Annotated in this window: 17 protein-coding genes and 1 pseudogene; 1 reads left to right on the forward strand and 17 read right to left on the reverse strand. The window is 46.6% G+C overall.

Going from position 1 to position 20,227, the window contains the following annotated elements; all coding sequences use genetic code 11:
• Nucleotides 1-2 precede the first annotated feature (2 nt).
• The 6 genes from FKP33_RS19935 to FKP33_RS19960 are packed head-to-tail and all read right to left on the reverse strand — an operon-like array spanning nucleotide 3 to nucleotide 9,517.
• The gene (locus FKP33_RS19935) at nucleotides 3-959 is read right to left on the reverse strand and encodes a 3'-5' exoribonuclease YhaM family protein (RefSeq protein WP_141336180.1); all 957 of its coding nucleotides are present in this window, start codon (nucleotides 957-959) and stop codon (nucleotides 3-5) included.
• 15 nt (nucleotides 960-974) lie between these two features.
• Entirely contained in the window at nucleotides 975-3,440 is a 2,466-nt protein-coding gene (locus FKP33_RS19940) for a pPIWI_RE module domain-containing protein (protein WP_181410222.1), read from the reverse strand.
• On the reverse strand, nucleotides 3,424-6,513 hold the full coding sequence (locus tag FKP33_RS19945; RefSeq protein ID WP_141336182.1) for a pPIWI_RE_Z domain-containing protein: 3,090 nt from the start codon (nucleotides 6,511-6,513) through the stop codon (nucleotides 3,424-3,426). Before FKP33_RS19945 ends, FKP33_RS19940 begins: the two co-directional genes overlap by 17 nt.
• Complete coding sequence (locus FKP33_RS19950; RefSeq protein WP_141336183.1) at nucleotides 6,510-7,574, reverse strand: restriction endonuclease-related protein; 1,065 nt, start codon at nucleotides 7,572-7,574, stop codon at nucleotides 6,510-6,512. Before FKP33_RS19950 ends, FKP33_RS19945 begins: the two co-directional genes overlap by 4 nt.
• Nucleotides 7,575-7,596: 22 nt before the next feature.
• On the reverse strand, nucleotides 7,597-9,033 hold the full coding sequence (locus FKP33_RS19955) for a PH domain-containing protein (protein ID WP_181410223.1): 1,437 nt from the start codon (nucleotides 9,031-9,033) through the stop codon (nucleotides 7,597-7,599).
• Nucleotides 9,026-9,517, reverse strand: a complete 492-nt coding sequence (locus FKP33_RS19960; RefSeq protein ID WP_141336185.1) for a PH domain-containing protein — start codon at nucleotides 9,515-9,517, stop codon at nucleotides 9,026-9,028. Before FKP33_RS19960 ends, FKP33_RS19955 begins: the two co-directional genes overlap by 8 nt.
• Before the next feature lie 744 nt (nucleotides 9,518-10,261).
• Here FKP33_RS19960 and FKP33_RS27265 point away from each other — a divergent pair.
• Nucleotides 10,262-10,423: a hypothetical protein gene (locus tag FKP33_RS27265; RefSeq protein WP_181410224.1), complete on the forward strand. Its 162-nt coding sequence runs from the start codon at nucleotides 10,262-10,264 to the stop codon at nucleotides 10,421-10,423.
• Between the two features lie 12 nt (nucleotides 10,424-10,435).
• Here FKP33_RS27265 and FKP33_RS19965 read toward each other — a convergent pair whose 3' ends face one another.
• The 11 genes and pseudogenes from FKP33_RS19965 to FKP33_RS20005 form a co-directional block, all read right to left on the reverse strand.
• Nucleotides 10,436-11,035: an ATPase gene (locus FKP33_RS19965; RefSeq protein WP_141336186.1), complete on the reverse strand. Its 600-nt coding sequence runs from the start codon at nucleotides 11,033-11,035 to the stop codon at nucleotides 10,436-10,438.
• Complete coding sequence (locus tag FKP33_RS27270; protein ID WP_181410225.1) at nucleotides 11,036-11,206, reverse strand: hypothetical protein; 171 nt, start codon at nucleotides 11,204-11,206, stop codon at nucleotides 11,036-11,038. It lies immediately after the preceding gene.
• A complete protein-coding gene (locus FKP33_RS19970) occupies nucleotides 11,207-11,533 on the reverse strand; it encodes a nucleotide exchange factor GrpE (RefSeq protein WP_181410226.1) in 327 nt (108 codons plus the stop codon).
• A 173-nt stretch (nucleotides 11,534-11,706) separates the two neighbouring features.
• Nucleotides 11,707-11,856 (reverse strand): hypothetical protein, encoded by a 150-nt coding sequence (locus FKP33_RS27275; protein WP_181410227.1) that lies wholly within the window; start codon nucleotides 11,854-11,856, stop codon nucleotides 11,707-11,709.
• Between the two features lie 44 nt (nucleotides 11,857-11,900).
• Nucleotides 11,901-12,179 (reverse strand): hypothetical protein, encoded by a 279-nt coding sequence (locus FKP33_RS19975; protein ID WP_141336188.1) that lies wholly within the window; start codon nucleotides 12,177-12,179, stop codon nucleotides 11,901-11,903.
• Nucleotides 12,176-12,445, reverse strand: coding sequence for a hypothetical protein (locus FKP33_RS19980; RefSeq protein ID WP_141336189.1), 270 nt, complete (start codon nucleotides 12,443-12,445; stop codon nucleotides 12,176-12,178). The genes FKP33_RS19975 and FKP33_RS19980 overlap by 4 nt, the downstream gene beginning before the upstream one ends.
• Before the next feature lie 235 nt (nucleotides 12,446-12,680).
• Nucleotides 12,681-13,955, reverse strand: coding sequence for a Wadjet anti-phage system protein JetD domain-containing protein (locus FKP33_RS19985; protein ID WP_028407040.1), 1,275 nt, complete (start codon nucleotides 13,953-13,955; stop codon nucleotides 12,681-12,683).
• Between the two features lie 24 nt (nucleotides 13,956-13,979).
• Nucleotides 13,980-17,435, reverse strand: a complete 3,456-nt coding sequence (locus tag FKP33_RS19990) for an ATP-binding protein (protein WP_141336190.1) — start codon at nucleotides 17,433-17,435, stop codon at nucleotides 13,980-13,982.
• On the reverse strand, nucleotides 17,404-18,012 hold the full coding sequence (locus FKP33_RS19995; RefSeq protein WP_023554899.1) for a DUF4194 domain-containing protein: 609 nt from the start codon (nucleotides 18,010-18,012) through the stop codon (nucleotides 17,404-17,406). The genes FKP33_RS19990 and FKP33_RS19995 overlap by 32 nt, the downstream gene beginning before the upstream one ends.
• A 6-nt stretch (nucleotides 18,013-18,018) precedes the next feature.
• On the reverse strand, nucleotides 18,019-19,437 hold the full coding sequence (locus FKP33_RS20000; protein ID WP_023554900.1) for a Wadjet anti-phage system protein JetA family protein: 1,419 nt from the start codon (nucleotides 19,435-19,437) through the stop codon (nucleotides 18,019-18,021).
• A gap of 301 nt (nucleotides 19,438-19,738) precedes the next feature.
• Nucleotides 19,739-19,936: pseudogene (locus tag FKP33_RS20005) on the reverse strand (RNA polymerase subunit sigma-70); the annotation flags it as partial.
• Nucleotides 19,937-20,227 lie beyond the last annotated feature (291 nt).

Consider the following 20,227-nt stretch of genomic DNA (forward strand, 5'->3'; position numbering starts at 1 on the left):
TTTTATAGTGTCATCCGGTACAACGTTTTATTTTCCAACCCTCGGATCGGCTGTGTCCACAACTCCTTGTCCGAAGTGGCGCTTAGTGCGTCCTCCGCCATCTGGAGTTTGGCATCCAGTGCGTCAATATAGTGCAATGCTACCGCTTCTGCCGTTTGCGGCTGTACCGGGCTCCCCCATTCTCCGAGGTTATGGTGAGAGAGAATAAGGTGCTGCAATCCGATTACTTGTTCCGAATCAAGCGGAAGTTCCAGCCGCAATGCAGCTTCTGTGATCCAACCAGCTGCCATTGCAATATGACCGATCAACTTTCCCTGAGTGCTATAATCTGTCACGACCCCCAGCTGAGCGATCATCTCCTCTGGCTTTGCAATATCGTGTAGGATAATCCCGGCTTTGATCATATCCTCTTTTAGAAATGCCCTCTGCTTGCAAAGGAACTCGCCGATCTCTAGCATACGAACGATATGATAGGCCAAGCCTGCAAAGTATGCATGATGGTGCATTTTGGCTGCCGGATAATGAGCCAGTTTCTCACCCACCTTATCGACGCAAAAGCTTACAATATCACGAATGACCGGGTCCGAAATACTCTCGATTACTCTGTATATGACCTCTAATAATTCCGCAGATCCAATTGGAGCCGCCCGAATAAAATCGGTTAGGGTCACACCGTCTTCGTTCTTAACATTGCGAATCCGGGTGATCTTAACCTGCGGTTTTTCCCGATATAACTGAACGATTCCTTGAACCTTGACAAGCGTCATCGGAGAAAAGCTGTCTCTTTCAGTTTCCTTCACATCCCAATACTTGGCAGGGAGCTGGCCACTGGCATCACACAGCACCAAATCGAAGTAATCCTTTGCCGGAGATGTGTTGGTTTGCTTCAGATCTAGCTCTTTCAACAAATAGAAGCCGACGAATTCATCGTTCGTGGTCAGCTCTTTAATCAATGTCATTCTTTGCCCCCCCAATTACAACTCCAAAAACTCTGTCTCTGCCTCAGTAATCTCATACTCCTTGAATTGTAAGTATTTCTTTATCGTACTCGTCATTTTCAAAGGATAAGGCTGTGCCGTAGTCGATTCGAAGGTAATGCATACTTCACGTAAGCGATGTACCATCCAAGCCAAGCGCTCTCGATTTTGCCTATCCATCGGACCTAATGGCATATATTCTACAACTCGGGGTTGTTGAAAAGCCGTTTGTGGGTTATCGTACTTGGTCATGGCTTTGGCAATATTCATCTGAGTCTTGGGTTTGGTTCCCACACCATAATACAGTCCGGACTCGTTATCAGAATAAACACCTATAGAGAATGACATGGGGCGAAAACCATAGGCTGGAACATCATCATTGGAATTAACACGAATAACGGTCATCCCCTGATCGTTCTGTATCAATCCAGGTAAGTCAGGATTCTTATCACGTACAATCTTGTTGTTTTGAATGCCCTCTAACCCTTTATATCGAAGCTCCGCTTCAACTAATACGATCGGCTCCTTGCCACTCATTCGTTCCATTCTTAACTGCTCACCGAACCAACGAGCGACCTCTTTCTTTAGCGCATCCGGGGCTTTGGGAAGCGGATCAAATTGATCTGTTTTCAACACAGCTTCTGATAAACTCAACCATTCCTCACTGCCCCGACTTTTTACCATTAATACACCGTCTTCCAATTTCGTAAGAATCGCATAAGTTCCTTTATCACCTGAAACCAGATCATAGGCTATAATTGGGCGTTGTTCATTTACATCCATATGTGCCTTGTAATCGATAACTCCCGCATCCCCCAATAAATCCAAAATACAGTTGAAGACTTTGTGAACATAGCTTGACTCCGGTTTATCTTTCTTACGTTTAGACTTCTTTGCCCCGTTTTCGGGATACACGAATTGAGTGATCCTCCCCGTTAATTGAAACCCCTTGCGTACGGCTTGCTTGGGATCTATTCCTTCGCCAAGCTTCTTCCAGTCGTCTTTAGGTAATATTTCAATCAATGAGCAAGTTATGGCTTGATTCCCTTTAACATGTTCGATGCTTCGGAGGATTTTGTTGGTTCGATGTTCATCCGCCAGGTTCTTAAGTGCTCCGCGATCCAAGCCATCTACATAGTCCTTCCTGTCACACTTGACCACAATGATGCGGTTTCGAGAGGAAGAGTTCAACCTAAAAACTTCTCCGTCAACATGTTCAGCCAGCAACTTTCCTTTATATTTTTTAGCCTTCAATGCTTCGACGACACATTGATAAAGAGAGTCCGGTCCCCACACTTCAAGCACAAAATCTTTATCATGACCGCAGTATACGGGTGGGATCGGTTCTCTTACTCGCCTCCTTGTCCCTTCTAGCTTAGGCTTCGGCACAAGTGGCAACGGCGTAAGCGATTTCCAGTCGGATACATTCTCCCGTACCATCTCGTAAAATCTCATTTTCTCCTGAATGCTGATTCCCGCTTCAACATATAGGGGGTTAAAGACTCTGTTATTATGAACGACCCATATCTTAGGGGAACGATCTGAGTGATACTTGACTGGATTTGTTAAGATATCCTCAGTCGATAACGGATTGCCCCATAAGACATCACAAAACAATTCGTCGAGCCCTTCAGACCAACGTGTATAAGGCTCAGTTCCACCTTCTCTGCGAAAAGATAAACTCGCGTACGAACGTAATCCCATTCCCTGATCTTTGATCAGAGGATTGTCCATGGAAACCAATAACGTGCTATTAATGCCGCCTTTCAGATATTTGGTCTCCTGTGGTTTCGTAATAAACCGTCTTATTCCAGCCGAAACCATCAATAATAGTCGTTCCGGCTCACCGGCCCTATATTGTAACCGAAATCGGACGACATAAGAAAAAGTACCAGATCTAGTGGTTATGGGCTCAGACATGCACTCTGCCTTTTGCATGGCATATACCTGCGAGAACATAAGCTCAACAGGCTCATCCCGGTTATCTAGCAGTAGTTGTTTCGGACTCAAGCAAAATTGATGTGCAACTAGAGCAGGAAGCAATTCATATTTTAACCTTGAATCACGATGCAAAATGGAATCTACCGCCTCGCTTCGCCAGTCCATTGTACTCGTATCCAAATCATCCGGTGCAGCTACGCCTTGCCTCGTTGCTATTTGGTTCATCCATCCCTTAGCCAGTAATAGGGTCATTCCAACCGGGACTGGCTGCGTTGCAATGAGCCACGGACGGTTTTCATCCAGATAAAATTGGTTATTGACCGAGACGATCTGTGGAAATATACTTTGCAGTTTTTTACCTAATGGCTTAATCGCAAAGGGCAGCTTAACGCCATTATAAAATTGACGAATAAATTCTCTCCAAACCGTTGGTATATCCAGTAGATAGATCTGCTTATTATTCCAAGCATTTTGGTCGCTCTCAAAAGCATACAGCTGCAGCAATTTACCAGTCCGACTCATGGGCCTCATTCCTTTCCATCATGACTTTCATACTGTCTATAAATGGTCCATATAAACTGCGAAATGCTGGATTTGGTTCATGATCCACCATGATCTTCAGCCAGTAATCCAGCATCGATTCCCCAACATCCGTGCGCATAGGCTGAGCTAGAAATTTACCATCACAGTAGAGCACTCTGGCCGGTGTACCTTTGCGAAGAAGCCTTCCAATCGTTTGCCAGACTGGGATAAACGTATACCAGGCTATGGTCTTTCTCTCCGCAGGATTTAATACGGACCAATAGTCTGGTTTACGGTACATCCGGTGGAGCAAGCTATTACTTTCGCTACGTATTAAATCCAGTGCCTGCCTATAAAGCTTGCCTTCAAAATCGGCACGTTCAATGAAGTCAGGCAGTTTGGCATGCAAAAGTTGGATGAGATAGGTCATGTCCTGCGGAATCGGATACGGTCGTATCATAAAAAACACCGATCCGAATAATGAACCTTTCGTATCATCCAGAATATTATAACCGCGACTTATCGCAAGTAACGGGGCGATCAGCACATCAGCGTTTTCGTTAGCAAACCGCTCTAATTCTGCTCTCGAAAACTCGGCTTCATGAAAAGGATCCGGGTCCCTCGTTAACTGGCGGTATCTATTTTTCCAAGAAGAATGGGATGCAAATACGGCTCCGACATCAGCAACGTCTTCGTAAGAGTTGACAATCAATAGTACTTTACGATTTGCTCCCGAGTAACGCCACTCCGCCAATTCTTGTTCAATCTTGGACATTAACTTGGCGGTTAGCGCACGTAAATTTCGTTCCCTCCTATCCTCAAACTCACCGGATATTTGGATAGGCTTTTCCTTTCCATGCTCATAGATCGGATAATATTCCTGGTGAATGACTGGAACACCTAGATTGGATTCCAACAGCCACCCGGGTAACGAGGCAATATGATAATGCGCCGACCCAGGGGCCAGACTTGTACCGGAAAGCAGAACAACCGCAGGCCCATCGTATCCATCAATTCCAGAGTAGATCGAATGCCAGTCTTCAAGGAGAAGGCGACCGACACCTGAATACTGAACTGCTTTGAATGTACCTGATTCATTTCCAGGCTTTACTTCATACAGATACCCGGTCATACGTCCTGTCATTGCATCTTTCATAATCGCAGAAAATTCACGTTGAATCGTGTAAAGACCTTCAAATTCAGATAATTTCCCTAACTTGGCTTGAACTAGCGGATAAAGGTCCATGAACACTTGTATATCATGATCGATAAGTGCCAGACATAAATATAATTCCAACGAATGATCCGGGAACTTCAATCTTCCAACGGGGTTTGTCTCACATCCCAACTTACGGAGAATGGTAGTTAAAGCTTGTTCCCTCTCCTTCTTTGTTCGAGCTTGCAGCATTTTAGTTACATCTGCATAGATATGGTGATCTAGCGGATGGTCCGCATAGTTGCGTAATTCCTGTTCGATTCTCTCTCGATCTTGTTCATCCTTGGCGAAAGCACCACTGATGCGATAAGCTTCGGTGGAAAGCCGTAATAGCTTCCGATACAAAAACTGAGCGAATTCAGGCGATAAATTTAATGTACGATATACCCCTCGGCGGATGGTGCTTTCAAGGCGATTCAGGACATCCATCCAGTCTTGTACAACCTCGTCATGGGCATACTTTTCATAATGGCCTATCGTTTTACGAAAAGATTCTAATAAGGTCTTCTCAAAGAGGTGCTGGGAGTTTCCAAACAAAGCAATCTCGGAGACGAAGGAATCATCGAATTGCTTCTGAACCGCATCAGCTTCATCAACGAAAATGAAATCTAACAAGTCATACATCGCTTCATAGACTGTTCTTTCATAAGGGTCCAGCATAACCGGTAGTTTTGTTTTTAATATGCTTGCTGAGGTTGTAACCCACACTTCCGCATGGATCAGTGCTGCGAAATCGCGATAGATTCCGCAACTGGCAGCATAGGGGCATACGCACTTTTTCTCCTGCTGTATTAACTGACGACATGGATAATCCGTCGTGTCTTCATGGTCATTAGCAAGGGCATGGATGATGCAAAAATCGGATACATGTCGGAGTTCCAGATAAGAATCCTGCCCCCAATCCGTTACATCCCGAATCTGATCACGACGGGCGGTTATATAGTCCTTCTGATGTTTACGGCGGCCCGATTTTCCAATTACAGGAACAGCGTTAATACCTAATAAACGAAGTTCCTTAACCCGATTTAGTACTTGGGGAACACTACTCTCAATAAATCCGATACGAGCCCCCTCTCGGACTAATCGATCCGTCTCCAACACCATAAATGTGGATTTTCCTGATCCCAGTCCCCCCACGATATGTTGAAGGCCCTTATACTCAAACTGTCGAATACTGGGGTTTGTCAGTGATTTTAGTTTAAGGCCAATTCCTGCCCGTTCCTTCCATTCCGATGCTGCCGAAGCTTCCCGCATCCCCTCTGTCTGATAAGTATGATCGTCTCCGAGTCGAAGTGTAAATTCCCCCTTCGATCTGTACCTCTGAAATGTTGTCGTACTAACCAACGACGATGGAATTTCTCCGCCATAACGAATGGACTCTTGGTCCTGGTTATATTTGTTGTAGTGGAACTTGCCTGTTGTAGCAAATCGTATGTCTTTTGACTGATGGGCAACAGGTTGTTCTAATAACTGCTCGTACCATTTCCTGCGATCGGAGAACAAGGTAGGGGTCCGTAGTCCCAATTGCATACCGTCGTCTTCGAATAACCTATATTCAACCGATATTTCTTCATATTGTTCGAATAAATTGTCCCATGTCATCCTTGAGCGCAATGCATTATATAAAACTCTTAGACGGTGCGCAATCGCCTTCCGAGCATGCTTGGGAAGAATAGGAGAATCGTAACCTGATAAAATCGTATATCCCGAGTGGATATCCATAGAAGGATCGATCATCAAACATCCCGTGACGAACAATTCGACAGTATAGATGGTTTCAATGTTTTGCCGCGGCAATCCAGATGGCAAGAGACGTGGAAGGAACTGGTCAAAATAGGTCCAATACGATACTCTCATCTCTTCGTTACCTCCCCTGCCAGATGCTTCTGCACATCCTGCTCATTTATGACCTTCAGATGACTCGCATGGGCCATGAGTGCTTGGGTAACGAGCCTTGAATAACCGGGGTATATTCTCGTTCGGTATTGTGGAATAACAATATACACATGTGGGTCTCGATATTTCTCTAGTTGGTGGGGGTGCATATTATTAAAGAAGTTAGCCAGATGTAGGGGATGCTTAAAATCTTTCATATCCAGATAAACGGTATGCTTATTCAATTCGACGGCTAAATCAAACCGGTCTACTTGCGGAAAGAGTTCAACTTTGTAACCTTTCTTCGTTAGCCAATCTTTAGCTGTAAGTTCAGCCAATCCTGGCAGCATCGTATACCTATAAATTCCATAACGTAATCGATGCATGGGCTCCGTTGTTTCCCATTTTTTAAGCTCTCCGCGACTGGCCAGTTTCCCACAAAGATCCTCCGCCCCGCATTGCCAATGATCATTACGAAATTCCCGCGTCCAACCGCATCGTGGACATTTGCGATATCGTTCTAAATCGTCCGTTATTTCTTCATAACAGCGACTTAGCCATTTCATCAGTTCCGTATCCTTAAGCTCCAGCCCAAACTCCATTAAGCGGTAGGCAGATACTACTGGATTGGTGATAACGAACTCTCGAAGTTTCCGGTACTTCTCCTCTAACATAGGCATTGTCCCCCGGCAGTAGCGCAATATCTCTACGATTTCTTGTGTCTGAGCTTCTTCCGGTGAATCGTACATGATTTTAAATTCACGTGCATCTGGTGACAAGCCCAGGTCTGTAATCAAGAGTGGTGCTTCCAGTGGATAGATACCAGCTATTGAAATCCCCCATTCTTCTGCCGGTTTCTGCAATAATTGAATAAGCGAAGGCAAATCAATTGGTGCATCTTTTCCCTCCAACATCAGCAGACGAACAAACTGCATATGTCCTTTGCGCAATAGAGCCGGAGGCTCACCTAGTTCTTTCCCCCACTGTTCCAAACCGGCAATTACATTAAGTAGGCAATCTCTTACAGCTTGATCCTTTTCCATTTGTACACCACCTGGGTTAAGATTAATGGCTCTTATTCTTATACCACCCTAGAATCTCATCGCAGTCTTGTTTCGTGATCCCCGACATACGGTATTCCCGTACGTTCGCAGGAGAATCGATGTCCATTTCCAGCTGATAAATACAAAATAACCGCTGCCACCATGATTGTCTGATACTTATGGATTCTATGGATTCACGTAGAAGGTACACAGTCGTCTGATTGAAGCCGGCGTTGCGTAAGATAAACAAGTTCGCAGCGATTTCCCATTTCGTATTCACATAGACGTAAGACATGTATTTGTAGACGATGTAAAGAACCGGAACGGTTGTCAAAAACCATAAGGTGAAGTAACAACCTATTAGGCTACCGAGTGCGAGTAACAATAATCTTGGAATTGCTGCACTGTATATGGCATCACGCTGTAATTCACGCTTGGGAATTCGAATACCAAACTCGGGAAGCAACCGGCCCAGCACTTCAACTACTTCCGATGTACGGATGGAAGGAATCAGCAATTTGACTCTCCTTTCCCCTGAATATCCGACGCAATCCATACATATAGAGGCATATCCATACAAACGCCCAAACATCAGCTCCTTGATTCGAATGGATTGGATACGCTCCACCTGAATCTGCACCGATTTACGTCCCATCCAACCATGATGAATGGAAACCACATCTCCGGCTCTTGAGAGATGCCAACCTTTATAACGAAATTGTGCCATCCCTATAGAGAACAGCCAAGTAACGATTACACATATCCCCAAGAAAGCCGCTAAATACAGTGTCACTTCTATACTCTCATCTAAGGTGATCCCGCCCCAAGTCTCCTTCTTGAATAGTTCCAAGAAGCTGACTTGTTCCTCTTCCGGTGTAGGGAATAACCAACTCCACAAATGTTGAATGACAGCGATCGTGACAGGAAGTCCTAGCAAGAATGTATTTGAGCTCATGGACAGCATCATAATTTCTTTTCTGGTCACATGATGTTCTTTGGTTGAGGGAATCACACTTTGGTTTTCGATAAGCCTTATTGATTTCTTGAGCAACTCCGCCATCTTTTGGGATGTAACCAAGCGGGCATCGGCATCAGCATTGGAATCGCTCGTTTGAAGTTCAACATTGGCGATCCCGAGCAGCCGATACAACCAGCTTTGCTCGATTTTTATGTTATTGATTTTCATAAGCGGGATCGTTCTTTGTGTTACCGTAAATACACCTTTGGTAATATGCAGCACCTTGGTATCCAGTTGATAGGTTTCTCTAAACCAAGAAAGAATCGACCAACCACCTGTCACAACGCCGTATATCGTGGCTGCGATATATACCCAATCAGGCTGTTGCCCGGTTCCTGCCCGAATCTCGTTATATAGAAACGCGGCAAGAGGAATAATCGAATACCGGATTTGACTGTATATCTTATGGATTACGGTAATTGGATGATGCCGCTTAATCATAATAAGCATCCTTGTTGTCTAATTTGGATAATTCAATGATTTGCCTGCGCAGCCGAACGGCGTCCTCTTCTGTCAGTCCCACAATAAAGTGATGATCCCCCGCCGTTGTAATGGTTAGCTCCGATAGGCCCAATCGTTTGGCAAGCATGTCTTGTTCTTGATCCACATGCTGCACCCGGCTAAGCGGAATAATGGAGGACCTATCTGACCATACATTCCCCCATCGAATCATCAGCTCGTCGTCACCTAAGAGATAGCTTCTTCGAGAGTATTTTCTGTAGACGCCGAAACAAATGAAGGCGACTCCCTTGATGAAGAAAAAAGATATCGCCAGACAGGAAACCATGGTTAACCAACCCCAGGCAGGTAACCAAATTGCCTGAATTATTAACGAAATGCAACTGACCAGGATCCATTTGATCGTGTGTAAACCGTAATCAATTTGCCAATATCGAATGACATTCGGGTGAAGCTTTTGCTCCAACGTAATCAACTCCTAAGTCGGCACTATAAATACTATATCAAAGTCCATAGACCATAATCTGTCAGCGAACGAATGTTCGAATCAAAAAAACGACTAAGGAAACTTAGCCGTTTTTATTACCTGGTTGTTAGGATGTCTCATTCCATTTTTTCTTAATGCTGCGAACACAGGATGGAGCAGATTTAACCGGACTAGACGCACACTGCGTTCCGCTTAAAGGACAGATTAATCCCGGTATGTTAATCTATATAATGGGAGGTGGATGCGTGTTACTACATAGCCGCAGCTGCGAGACATACCCCGTTTCGTTCCTTTCGTTGCAGCCATATGATATAAAAGATCAGATGCATGATTGGAACGAGGCTTTCGATTGGACAGTTTATTTTGGCCATCGTGGTGTTGAAGTATATAAGATGGTTATCTGTGGCAATGATGTAATACTAGGGGTTATAGCTCTTGAGCGTTAAGTGGATCATGTTTGGGTTCATCTTATCGAGAGCTTACCTTATGAGCGCAAGGAGTTCGATCTAATAGGCGAGGATTTGTTGGCATTCGCATGCAAACGAAGCATGGATCTTGGGCTTGATGGTGCAGTTGCTTTTCAATCGAAGACGCGGTCACGACTCATGAATTACTACATAAACACCGTTGGTGCTGCACACTTTGGTGGTGGTCTCATGGTTATCGAAGAACCTGTCCCTAAGCGCCTGGTTATGCTATACTTATCCTAAGAGGTGATTGATCATGAAAAAGACAATGAGTCTTGATGATGCTGCTCGTCGATATGCAGGCGGTCTTTACGTTAAGCAATCGATGCCCGGCGCCAATCCCGAGCGCGACAAAATGGTCAGCGATGCTATAGCTAAATTGAAGCAGGTTCGACCTGCTGCCAAGGTTCGCCAATAAGGCGAGCCTTTTTTATTTGAGTTGCATCGACTCATTCCATTTTTCCTTAATGGTGTGAACCCAGGATGGAACAGATTTAACCAGACCAGGACTGACCCTACGTTCCGCTTGCAAAACAATTTCCCCGGATCTTGTGCTTTTATCAATAACAACCAGATGATCGATGAGATCAATATGGGAGAGCAGATTTTGAATGGAAGTTGTATGTCTTCTTATGATATCTTCAGTCGGAATGTCATGACCGCCGTTTCGAACTCTAGCAGCCACCCGCTCGATGTTAAGTCGGTAATCGCCGAGCCCCAAGTAAAGCATGGCCACTTTGAAACCGTTCGCTCTTGCGTCCCGCATAAGCCTTACTACATTCCCACCGGCCAGAGTAGTCTCTATTGAAAAACCACGCCTTTCACGTACACATTCACGAGCCAGCTTGATCGCTTCTTTCCCGGGAGATATCTTAAGACGTTCGGACTGACCTACATCAAGCCCTCGAGCCAAAGCATCAGGATCAATATGCACACTAATTCCAAGCTGGTCTGCAATCAAATTTCGTATTGTACTTTTCCCGCTTCCATTATTACCGGCAAACACATATATGATCGGAGAGGGTGTCATTCAAGATCCCCCCTGGTCTTGAACGACTTCGATTTCACCGTTCGCATATTCCTTCACGATCTGTCCTTTATCGTTTTTATATACAATGTATGTCCCATTCGCTTTCGCATCCAGCTTCGCCCGTTCCCCGGTCAGCTTGATGTATTTTGACAACTCTTGAATGCGGTCCAACTATTCACCGTCCATCCTTTTCAAACCTGCCCTTTTGTGGCTTTTATGCTTATGAATGTATGCTTGAGCCAAGTGCTTTAGATGGCCAACAGCAATTGAATTAGGATCACTCAGGTCATGCTTCTTCTGCATGGCACGTTCAAATTCATCCATCATCTTTGCAAAGTCGCACACATTCTGCTCAAGACCAAATAAGCGTTTCATATCTCGATAGTGTCGAAAAAAGACTTCTTTAGCTTGACCATTGGGATAACCTAATTGTTGAAGTTCCGAAATGACCGCTTGAGCATACAGCTTAATCATCGTCTGTCTTGAAGAACGTTTCACCGGTATCCCCTACCTAAACATTAATCGAAACTCCCGCTAAATTCGAGGCAATATCATTCAGTTCGATTCTGCATACATAAACCATGATCATCTGTTCTCCTTTTAAGTATTCCGAGCATATAAACAAACCCACTGTATCCCGGGCGGTATTACAATGAGTAGGTTAATTAGGTTTATTCCCACTCTTCTTCGCGCATCCTTTTGATTTCATCAGTCAAATGCTTAGCTTGTTCCGAGGTTAGAATTCCAGCCGATTCAAGGATATCGTCAATGCTGCAATCGTCCTCAAACATTTGTCCGTCCGGCTTATTTGGCAGGGGCATGACTAACTGTCCTCCTCCCAATTATACAATCTGAGGAATCATTTTCATTTTTCTCCGGGAAACAAAACAGCAACAATCCAAACTTCATTCTCCTGCTGTTCAAAGTAAATCCTAAACCTCTTCACAATAATACGCGACAGTCCCGCATAAGTGCCGTCTTCCTCTGTATAAGCTTTGCCTATAATGGGATTAGTGAGTACAGCTTCTGTTTCAAGAATGAATTGTAATATAAAATCATACGTTTCCTCAGGGGAAAATCGCTCGCTGCGAAACTGGGAGAGCTTATATCTTACTGCCGAAGACCATAAAACTACGCTCGTCATGATCGAAAGTCCTCTGGAGATAAGGATTTCAGTAACTCCGATGTGCTCAAGGCTTTGCCAAGCTTGAATTCCTTCCTGCTTTGTTCAATCATGACCTTCAATTCCGGATTAGCCTCAACGTCAGCTTGAATGGACCGCTGCTCTTCCTCTTGCAAGACGAGAGTGAACTTTCCCTTTCCTGGAATATGAAATTGGTACACGGAGTTGTCGCGGCTCATATTCGATATGTTCTCCATCAACTCTTCCGGTGAATTGACCTTTTCCATTTGATGTCACCCCTTGTCATAAGCTTTCCCGCTCTTTTATCACCAGTATAACATACACCGCTCCGAATCCTGTAGAAGCAGAAAACCGGCCCTACCGGACCGGCTTATCACTCATATAGTTCGTCCACCCTTATTTCGCAAACCTCGCCGTTACCTGAACCCCTCGTCAAAGATGAGTGGTCTGGTTTTCCTCCATAACAAAAAGTCAGAAAGTTAATGTCCATTGTTTTCTTCTTTAATCCAATTCCACAATACTTTCCTGTTCCAAGCGTATCCTTCGATCAAGCATCGTTTGCAGCACCTGCCTCCAATGGGTCAGTCGGGTATCCTTTAGAGCCTCCTCAAGCTTTCCGGCATATTCATCGCTGATTGACGCCGCTGAGGACTCGTAACGAAGAAGCGTCTCCGCATCCATTAGCATGGGCCTCAGATTAGAAAAGAATTTCTTCCGCAGGTATTCAAAAATCCGGATTCCTCCCAGATCAATATCACCCCAATGATACACTTCAATGTTCTTTTCCGATGCCGAGGCCAAATGCTCTGCCAGTCTACACAAAAAGGATTGCAATGACCGATGGGGAAATCCCCCGGTATATAGAACAAGCTCTGTGTCGCGGAGCTCGGAAGCGTGTTCGAGCCACAGATGATAAGTCGCCAAGTTTTCAATTGTTACTATCCGAGTGGCAACTGTTTGCACTTGATACATTTCTTCCACCGTTTTATCCGATAAGCCAACCCCACCGGCAAACACTCCAATATCAACCTTACGACTGTCGGTAGTACGGAATGAAAGAGGCCCGCTTACCAGCACAATTTGTGGATTTTTGGCCACCCCGAGGAAATCAAGCCATTCTTCCTCGGTTTCACGCTCCTCTCCTGATGCCTGCTTGGCGAGCGAAAGCAACCTTCGTTGAACGTTTCTTTCCATGTGCTTGGAGTCCTTGAACAGCTTCTGGCTAAGTAATCTTATTGGAACGGCTCGCTCGAGCCTAGGAAGCTCCAGCAATACACATACAAGATCCTTATACCCCTCTGGATCGTCCACCTCCAGGTGGGCAGTTTTACCTTCGGCTAGCGATACATCGGCTTGTTCAGACCACACCCTGACCCATTCCCAAGGATGGCGGGATAAGGGAGTAAGGATGTGCCGCAAGCGTTCCAGCTTGTCCCGCTTCGGCATCCGCCCCGCAACGCGATAAGCCGTCTTCAACTCACTCCATCGCAGATAGATTCTTTCCAACTGCTCGCCGGTGCGAAACCGGGCCCAATTGAGTTCAACAAGTCCGAGCCGCTCCAACTCGGAAGCTGCTTCGTTGATCCAAATTCGTTTACGGAAATCCATTTCGTCTGTATAATCTTGCCAGAATGGACTTTTGTTAAGAGATAGCTGCGGCCTTTGCTTGGAAGGCTGCCCGGTTACAAAAGACTGGCTTAACTCGTATTTGTCCAACAGGAGGTTTAGCAGCTGGGAGACAAATTTGGATTTATATGGCGTTTCATGAATCTCCAAGCAGATCACCCCTTACCATAAAATCTAGAATAAAAAGCCTTGACCGTTTCCTTCATCCGCATCATCGGCTGAGGGGGATTTCCCGTTGTCAACGTTCGATAAATTCGATGCGGCAGCCGCCTCAGCCTCATATTCCGCTATTTCCACGGCTCCCGCTCTCGCCATCTCGTCTTCCGCCCCGTTGTCCCATTTGTCAATCATGTCTACATAACACTGGTAGTTATGCTTGCTGACGAACAGCGTGGTGGACACCTCAGGAGCCATATGCTGCATCTTCTCATCGGGAACGGCGGCAATCAGCTGCAGACCCATTTGCTTAATCAACCGCAGACTGGATTGAATCCGCTGCTCGTCCATTTTATTGAACGCTTCATCGAAAATGACAAGCCGCGTGCTTTTTCCGGAATATAAGTGGTGGAAGGAAGCCAATATCGCAATATAGAACGGTGTCTGCGTCTCGCCTCCCGATTTCTCCTTCAGCACTTGCGAGAAGCGGTATTTGCCGTTGCCGGATGTTACGATAATATCGAAATCCAAGTATTGCCGATAGTCCGAGAACTCCTCCAATTGTCCTGCCTCACCTTTGACCAGAAGATCGAACAACTCATGCAGAACCTCGGTACGATCATTGTCCGGTAATTCGAACAATGAACCCTTTTCCAAAAGCATGGGATCCATCACGGCATCATAGAAGCGCTTGTAACGTTCACTAGGGGAAACCTCAAAATGATACTTGTCGTCGGAAAAAGGAAAATGCCTCAGCGCATAGTTCAGCTCGTGAAACTCCCTACGGGCCATCTCGATCGCTTCCCTTAACCGAAAAATAAAGTGGGACTTGAACTCCTCTTCCGATTCTTTCAAAGCCGCCGCAACTTTATCCTGATATTCCGGAATATTCAGGTGTTCGATCGTTTCAAGCAGCCGATCGTAATCCTCGTTCGTGACCTTCTGGATGTCGGCGATAAAATTTTGATCGATATTATATTTTTGCCGCATTAATTGCAGCTTGTTGAACTGGCTGTCGCGCAGTGTCTGCTGACCCTTCCAGCTGCCTTCCCAATTTTGGATTTTCTGCCAAGTGGAGGCGGACGAATTGCATGCTTCTTCGTATCTTTGCATCGCTCCCGCTTCCCGCTCGCTGCCGTGCTCATTGATCCAATTCCGCCATGCGGCTTCGTACTCTTGCACCTTAATCCGAAGCAAGTGCAGCTTTCCTTCCGCTTCGGACTTTTTCGATTCGGTTTCCGTTTGCTTTTGGAGTAAGGATCCCCATTTTTGTTGCCACTTCTGTTCATCCTTCTTCCACTGCTCATACTCCGCCTGCAGCCGCTCCGCTTCGCTGAAATCGAGACCATTCAGTTCCTCTGTCTTCTGCAATAGCATTTCCGAGCATTCGTGGATATGCCGCATCAGGCCAAGATGGTCGGCAAGCTTGGTACAGCCCGTTTCCTTCAATTTGCCGATCCATTCGGAAAGGTGTTCACCCCAAGCATACAGCATGCACCGTTCGTCCTGGGCAGACACCAGCTCGGAGCGGCGGATTTCCAACTGGCGGGCGATCGCTTTGGCGCCTATGAACGGAACCTCGTATTGCTCCTTGCGCATCTGCCGGGCTACCAGGTTGTTGTAAACCATGCATGATTGGGTCACCGCTGTACGATGGTGTCGCAGTTCCTGCTCGTTTGCAGCCTTCATCACCTTGCCCAGCAAATGCTCGACGTGCGCCTGGATTACGGGATGCTCCGCCTGCAGCTCGAGTGCCAGGGAACCGGTTACGGCCGTTCCCAAATACCGCTTCTCCTTCTCCGTATCGACGAGACCGACGCCTTCCAGCCGATAGGTTCGCTTCTCCCTTTCATAAATAGACAATGCCTCTGCGAAACATTCCGGTTCAACCAACAGATCGAAGCGCTGGGTGTTCAAATACCCTTCCACCGCATTACGCCAAAGCTCTTCCTTGAGCTCCATGTGCTCGCAAAACACCCAAACCGCCGAGCGGCCCCGCAGCCGTTCCTCCAAGATGCCCTTCAACTGGCGCACCGGTTCGGCATAGCTGCGCTTCTGCTGCTCCAGATCACGAATGATCGTTCTTAACTCTTCGATTCGAGCGTCCGTTTCACCCAGCTTTTCCTGCAACTGGTTATGTTGAACGAGCATCCTGTCACGCCACGCCGTTAGACCTTCTCCAATCTCAGCCAGATCCCGTGTCCACTCTTCTTCCTCATGGACTTCAATGATTCCGCAACGTGCCACAGCGTCAAGACGCGCCAGGCTCTCCTGATAACTGCGAAGCGTCTCCCTCTCTCCAGGATTCCATGTCCAGTACGGATTGTCCGGCCAATCGTACAAGTTCGCCAACAGCTGAAGCTCCCGTTCAATTTGTCTCCGATACGTGAGCAAGAGCCTCTCTCCCTCGCTCTGTTGAGCGGTGAGCCGGGCAATGTCCTCGTGCAGCTCTTTCTTGCGCTTCTCCGCAGCATGGTTCTGCCAGCGCTGGTAAGCATCCTGCTGCTTGTCCCGGGCTTCCGCCTGCAACCGGGCGGCAAGGTCAATATCATCCGCAAGCTGTCGCAGCTCTTCTTCCAGCCGGACATTGTCCCGTTCGGTCTGCTCCAGATTCTCACTCTCGTAATCCGCTTTCAAGCGCCGGATCACATAATCCTGCTCAATGGCAGTCTCCTTGTATTTGGCATACTGGGCATAACACTCACGTATGGATTGCAGGTGCAGCTTCTTCTCCTGAAGATGCTCCAGCTCCTGGCGATACCGTTCGTGGATCTCGAAATTTTGCCGCATCAAATCCAACTGCAGCTCTTTTCGGTCGAGTATATAATCGTAGACAAAAGCACGGATATTCTGGATCGGCTTGAACGAGAGCGCTTTGGTGAATATTGTGAAAAACCGATCATGAAGCTGTCCCATCCGGGCGAGTAAGGCTTTCTGATAGTTGGTCTTGTTCCTTTCAAACAAAGCCTTTTTTCCGGAGAGCCCGCTGACCCTGACGCTTTCCCCACCGTAGCGCTTGCGGAATTCGTCTCGATTGAGCAGCTGGCCGTTGGATTTGACAAACTGCAAATCATCCAACCGCCGATCTGACAAAATGAAATACTCTTCTTCCCCGGTCGTGCTTCCTCGGTATACATCAATCGCTACCCCGACAACGAACCATTCCTTACGGTCCTCGTCCCGGAATTCAGCTGCAATATAAGTCGTAAAATCGCCGTCCCTCAAAAAGGAGCGCTCGTCGCTGCCGATTTTTCCCCTAAGATAATTGATAAAGCTGCGTTTGGCGTCATCGTGTGCAGCCGCATTGAACTTGATCATTCGATGATCAGCAACGAAAAGCACCTGCAGCGCGTCAATAATCGTCGATTTTCCCGCGGCGTTCTGTCCAGTGATCAACGTCTGTTTTCCGAATTCCAGCTCCTCGTCCTTGAAATAATGCCAGTTAATCAGACGCAGCCGCTTCATCCATTTCATCCAGCAATCCTCCCTCCGCGTTCGTCAGGTACAATTCTAGCTTATCAAGTAACGACTGCATCTCATCCGTCTGAATCATATAGATCCAAGTATGGAACAGCTTGAACCGGGCATCATCGGAACGAATGTCGGAATCCAGCGGTTCAATCAATTGGGCCTGTACACACAATCTAACCAGCCTGTCCAATGCGGTACGGTTTACCCATTCCAGCCGGAACGTCTCGTACTTGCTGCGAATTTCATAAAGGGTAATCATAGGATAATCCGCCAGCGATAGGCCTTGCCTCTTCTCCTCATATAGTAAGCGCAGCACCAGCAGCCATAGTGTCTGTTCCCGGTCAAGCCTACGGCGAAGACGGCCATCGGGAATATGCAGATAGACGCATTCATGCCGCTCGTCCACGACAAGTTCCCAACCAAGGAATCGATAATAGCCCTCCAACGCGGTACGGTAGCGACGAATTGTCGCATACAACTCCCGGTCCTTGTCTTTGATCAGAAGGTTAACCTCCATGAGTCGCTGGATTACTTCTTTGACCTTCGATTGTTCAGAGTCGCTCAAATCTTGAAACATCATGAATCGTTATCCTCCCCGCTCTTTACGGACAATGTCGTGATTGTGGAATCGATATCTTCCGACACTAACCGTCTGCCGCTTGCCTTGCCGGTCCAAGCTGAAACGCGAGCCACCATCCGAGCCATACAAATAAACATACCCCAGCATAAGAAATTCCTCGGCACTACTTGGAGCGAGCTCGATCAGTTCCATGCGCTTTCGGTCACCAAGCCGGGTCATGACGTAATCATCCACTTTTTTACGGGTAATGGCCTTGCGCATTTTCTCTACGTTCCTCTGTCGCAGCTCCTCCATCACGTGTGCCGGAATCGGAACCGTAACATGGGTCTCCGGCTGATGAGCCATCCTTCGGCGGCGCGGCGGCAGGAGTGACTGCTCTGACCATCCGCGAACCTGATTAATTGCGAACAGCGAGTATTCCGCATCCTGCTTTTGCTGGCCGAGCAACTCCAGCAGACGTGTCAACCGGCGGTCCAATCCTTCATGCTGCTGACTCAAATATCTGGCCCGGTCGTAGGAAGAACGAAGATACTGGTTATGCCGCACATCAATCTGATAGAAAATCTCTTCCAGCCCGACAAAGGTTTCTTCAATGAAGAATAAAGCTTCCTTGACGGCATATTCCGCTTGTTCAACCGTTTCATACAGCTCGCTCTTGACGCCGTCCATTGCAGCTTCCTGCAGCAAACCCCGATCTAGGAGCCACTTCTGAACCGTATGAAGGATTTGAAAACGATAGCGCGCCACATGATCCGACGTTTTGAGCCGGTGATAGCTTTTATCTACAATTTGCGATTTATAGGTTTCAAAATGATGGTCCAGCACTTCGCGAATCGAAGTTTTTTGAACAACTGTCTCCATGTGATGCTTCATATTATTGTATAACCCAATCAATTCATGGCGAAATTGCCTTGTTACCTGTGCCGCCTCCATTACGGCGAAACAAGGGCGCATTTTGGCCTCCTCGCCGGTAAGAAGCTGATAAGTTACAAAAGCAAACCGTTGATATTCGACCGTCCGTGCTTCGCATAATTCCTGAAACACCGCAATCAGCCGGCTGGCATAATGGGGAAGTACAATATAAGCTTCGAACTGGCTGCGGGTTTCCACATCAATCCACTTCGCCCGTTCCAGCCGTCGCAGCAATGCATTGGCCTGAGCTCTGGAGACATCCTCTAACGTAAGCTGATCCTCTCTTCCAGCTCCAACCGGCTCATCCTCATCGGCAGAAATGACCATACCCGTTTCTTGTTGAGTCTCCAGCAGCTCCTGCAGCAGATCCCGCATGACTTCATAGCGAATGCCGAACCGCTCCCTTTGCGAATGCTCGTATAAAAGCAGCAGTGCTTCCGCATATATCTTCCGATTGGAACCCGTCAGAAGATGAAATAATCCTTCCGGTACTACATCAAACAAGTTCATCATACCGCGCGCATACCCTTTCGGAGAAAAATGTCGATACTTTATTATACTAGATTTGGAAGATATGAAGTATGGTAGAATACGGCTATTCCCTTCAATCTTAATGGCAAGCTCCATTGGTATACGGAATACTTGCCGTACAAGGCTCTCAAGTATCGGTATTAACTCCAGAAGAAGCAGAAAACCGGCCCCCTCGGACCGGCTGATTCAGGCTCCATATAGCTCGGCCCACCTCACCTCACAAACCGCCCGCTGCACACAAACCGCGCAACTTCCTGACGTCGGTTCGTGTTCACAACGTGTTGACGATATGGGCGACAAGTCTCAGGTTATGTTCAATTAACATATTACGGGAATGTTGATTGCCTTCAGACATTAATCGAAGATGCTTCTCCTCTTCCTGTTCAGACAACGGTTGAGGAAATGCATTATTTTTTACATACGATACAAGAAGCATCAAGTTTTTAATAAAGAAAGCAACCGCTGAGAAAAAACCAGGCACTCCACCCACCCCCTAGACGAGATTACTATCATGATATGAGGGCCTCTGCCTATCCGTGCCTGTACTTCATAAAAATAAACTACAGCTTATCGTCCTTAACCCTATATTTGTTGTTGCACCAGTCCTCCACTTTGTTTGACGTAGAACGGTGAGTTGCAGTAACAGATTGTAATGCTCCCCATTGTCAAGACACGATTTTTTGAGGAATAAGTTATGTCCTCCAATCTCGTAATCTATTAAATTAGGATGCGATTTTTTCGACATTTTGGGCATAAAATTGACAGGGCTTAG

This window comes from Paenibacillus sp. tmac-D7 (assembly GCF_006519665.1).
Classification (GTDB): Bacteria; Bacillota; Bacilli; order Paenibacillales; family NBRC-103111; genus Paenibacillus_G; species Paenibacillus_G validus.

Excerpts from the sequence above, each read along its gene's own strand:
- FKP33_RS19935 (WP_141336180.1), bottom strand. The coding sequence starts at position 959 with ATGACATTGATTAAAGAGCTGACCACGAACGATGAATTCGTCGGCTTC.
- FKP33_RS19940 (WP_181410222.1), bottom strand. The coding sequence starts at position 3,440 with ATGAGTCGGACTGGTAAATTGCTGCAGCTGTATGCTTTTGAGAGCGAC.
- FKP33_RS19945 (WP_141336182.1), bottom strand. The coding sequence starts at position 6,513 with ATGAGAGTATCGTATTGGACCTATTTTGACCAGTTCCTTCCACGTCTC.
- FKP33_RS19950 (WP_141336183.1), bottom strand. The coding sequence starts at position 7,574 with ATGGAAAAGGATCAAGCTGTAAGAGATTGCCTACTTAATGTAATTGCC.
- FKP33_RS19955 (WP_181410223.1), bottom strand. The coding sequence starts at position 9,033 with ATGATTAAGCGGCATCATCCAATTACCGTAATCCATAAGATATACAGT.
- FKP33_RS27265 (WP_181410224.1), top strand. The coding sequence starts at position 10,262 with ATGAAAAAGACAATGAGTCTTGATGATGCTGCTCGTCGATATGCAGGC.
- FKP33_RS19965 (WP_141336186.1), bottom strand. The coding sequence starts at position 11,035 with ATGACACCCTCTCCGATCATATATGTGTTTGCCGGTAATAATGGAAGC.
- FKP33_RS27275 (WP_181410227.1), bottom strand. The coding sequence starts at position 11,856 with ATGCCCCTGCCAAATAAGCCGGACGGACAAATGTTTGAGGACGATTGC.
- FKP33_RS19975 (WP_141336188.1), bottom strand. The coding sequence starts at position 12,179 with ATGACGAGCGTAGTTTTATGGTCTTCGGCAGTAAGATATAAGCTCTCC.
- FKP33_RS19980 (WP_141336189.1), bottom strand. The coding sequence starts at position 12,445 with ATGGAAAAGGTCAATTCACCGGAAGAGTTGATGGAGAACATATCGAAT.
- FKP33_RS19990 (WP_141336190.1), bottom strand. The coding sequence starts at position 17,435 with ATGAAATGGATGAAGCGGCTGCGTCTGATTAACTGGCATTATTTCAAG.
- FKP33_RS19995 (WP_023554899.1), bottom strand. The coding sequence starts at position 18,012 with ATGATGTTTCAAGATTTGAGCGACTCTGAACAATCGAAGGTCAAAGAA.
- FKP33_RS20000 (WP_023554900.1), bottom strand. The coding sequence starts at position 19,437 with ATGATGAACTTGTTTGATGTAGTACCGGAAGGATTATTTCATCTTCTG.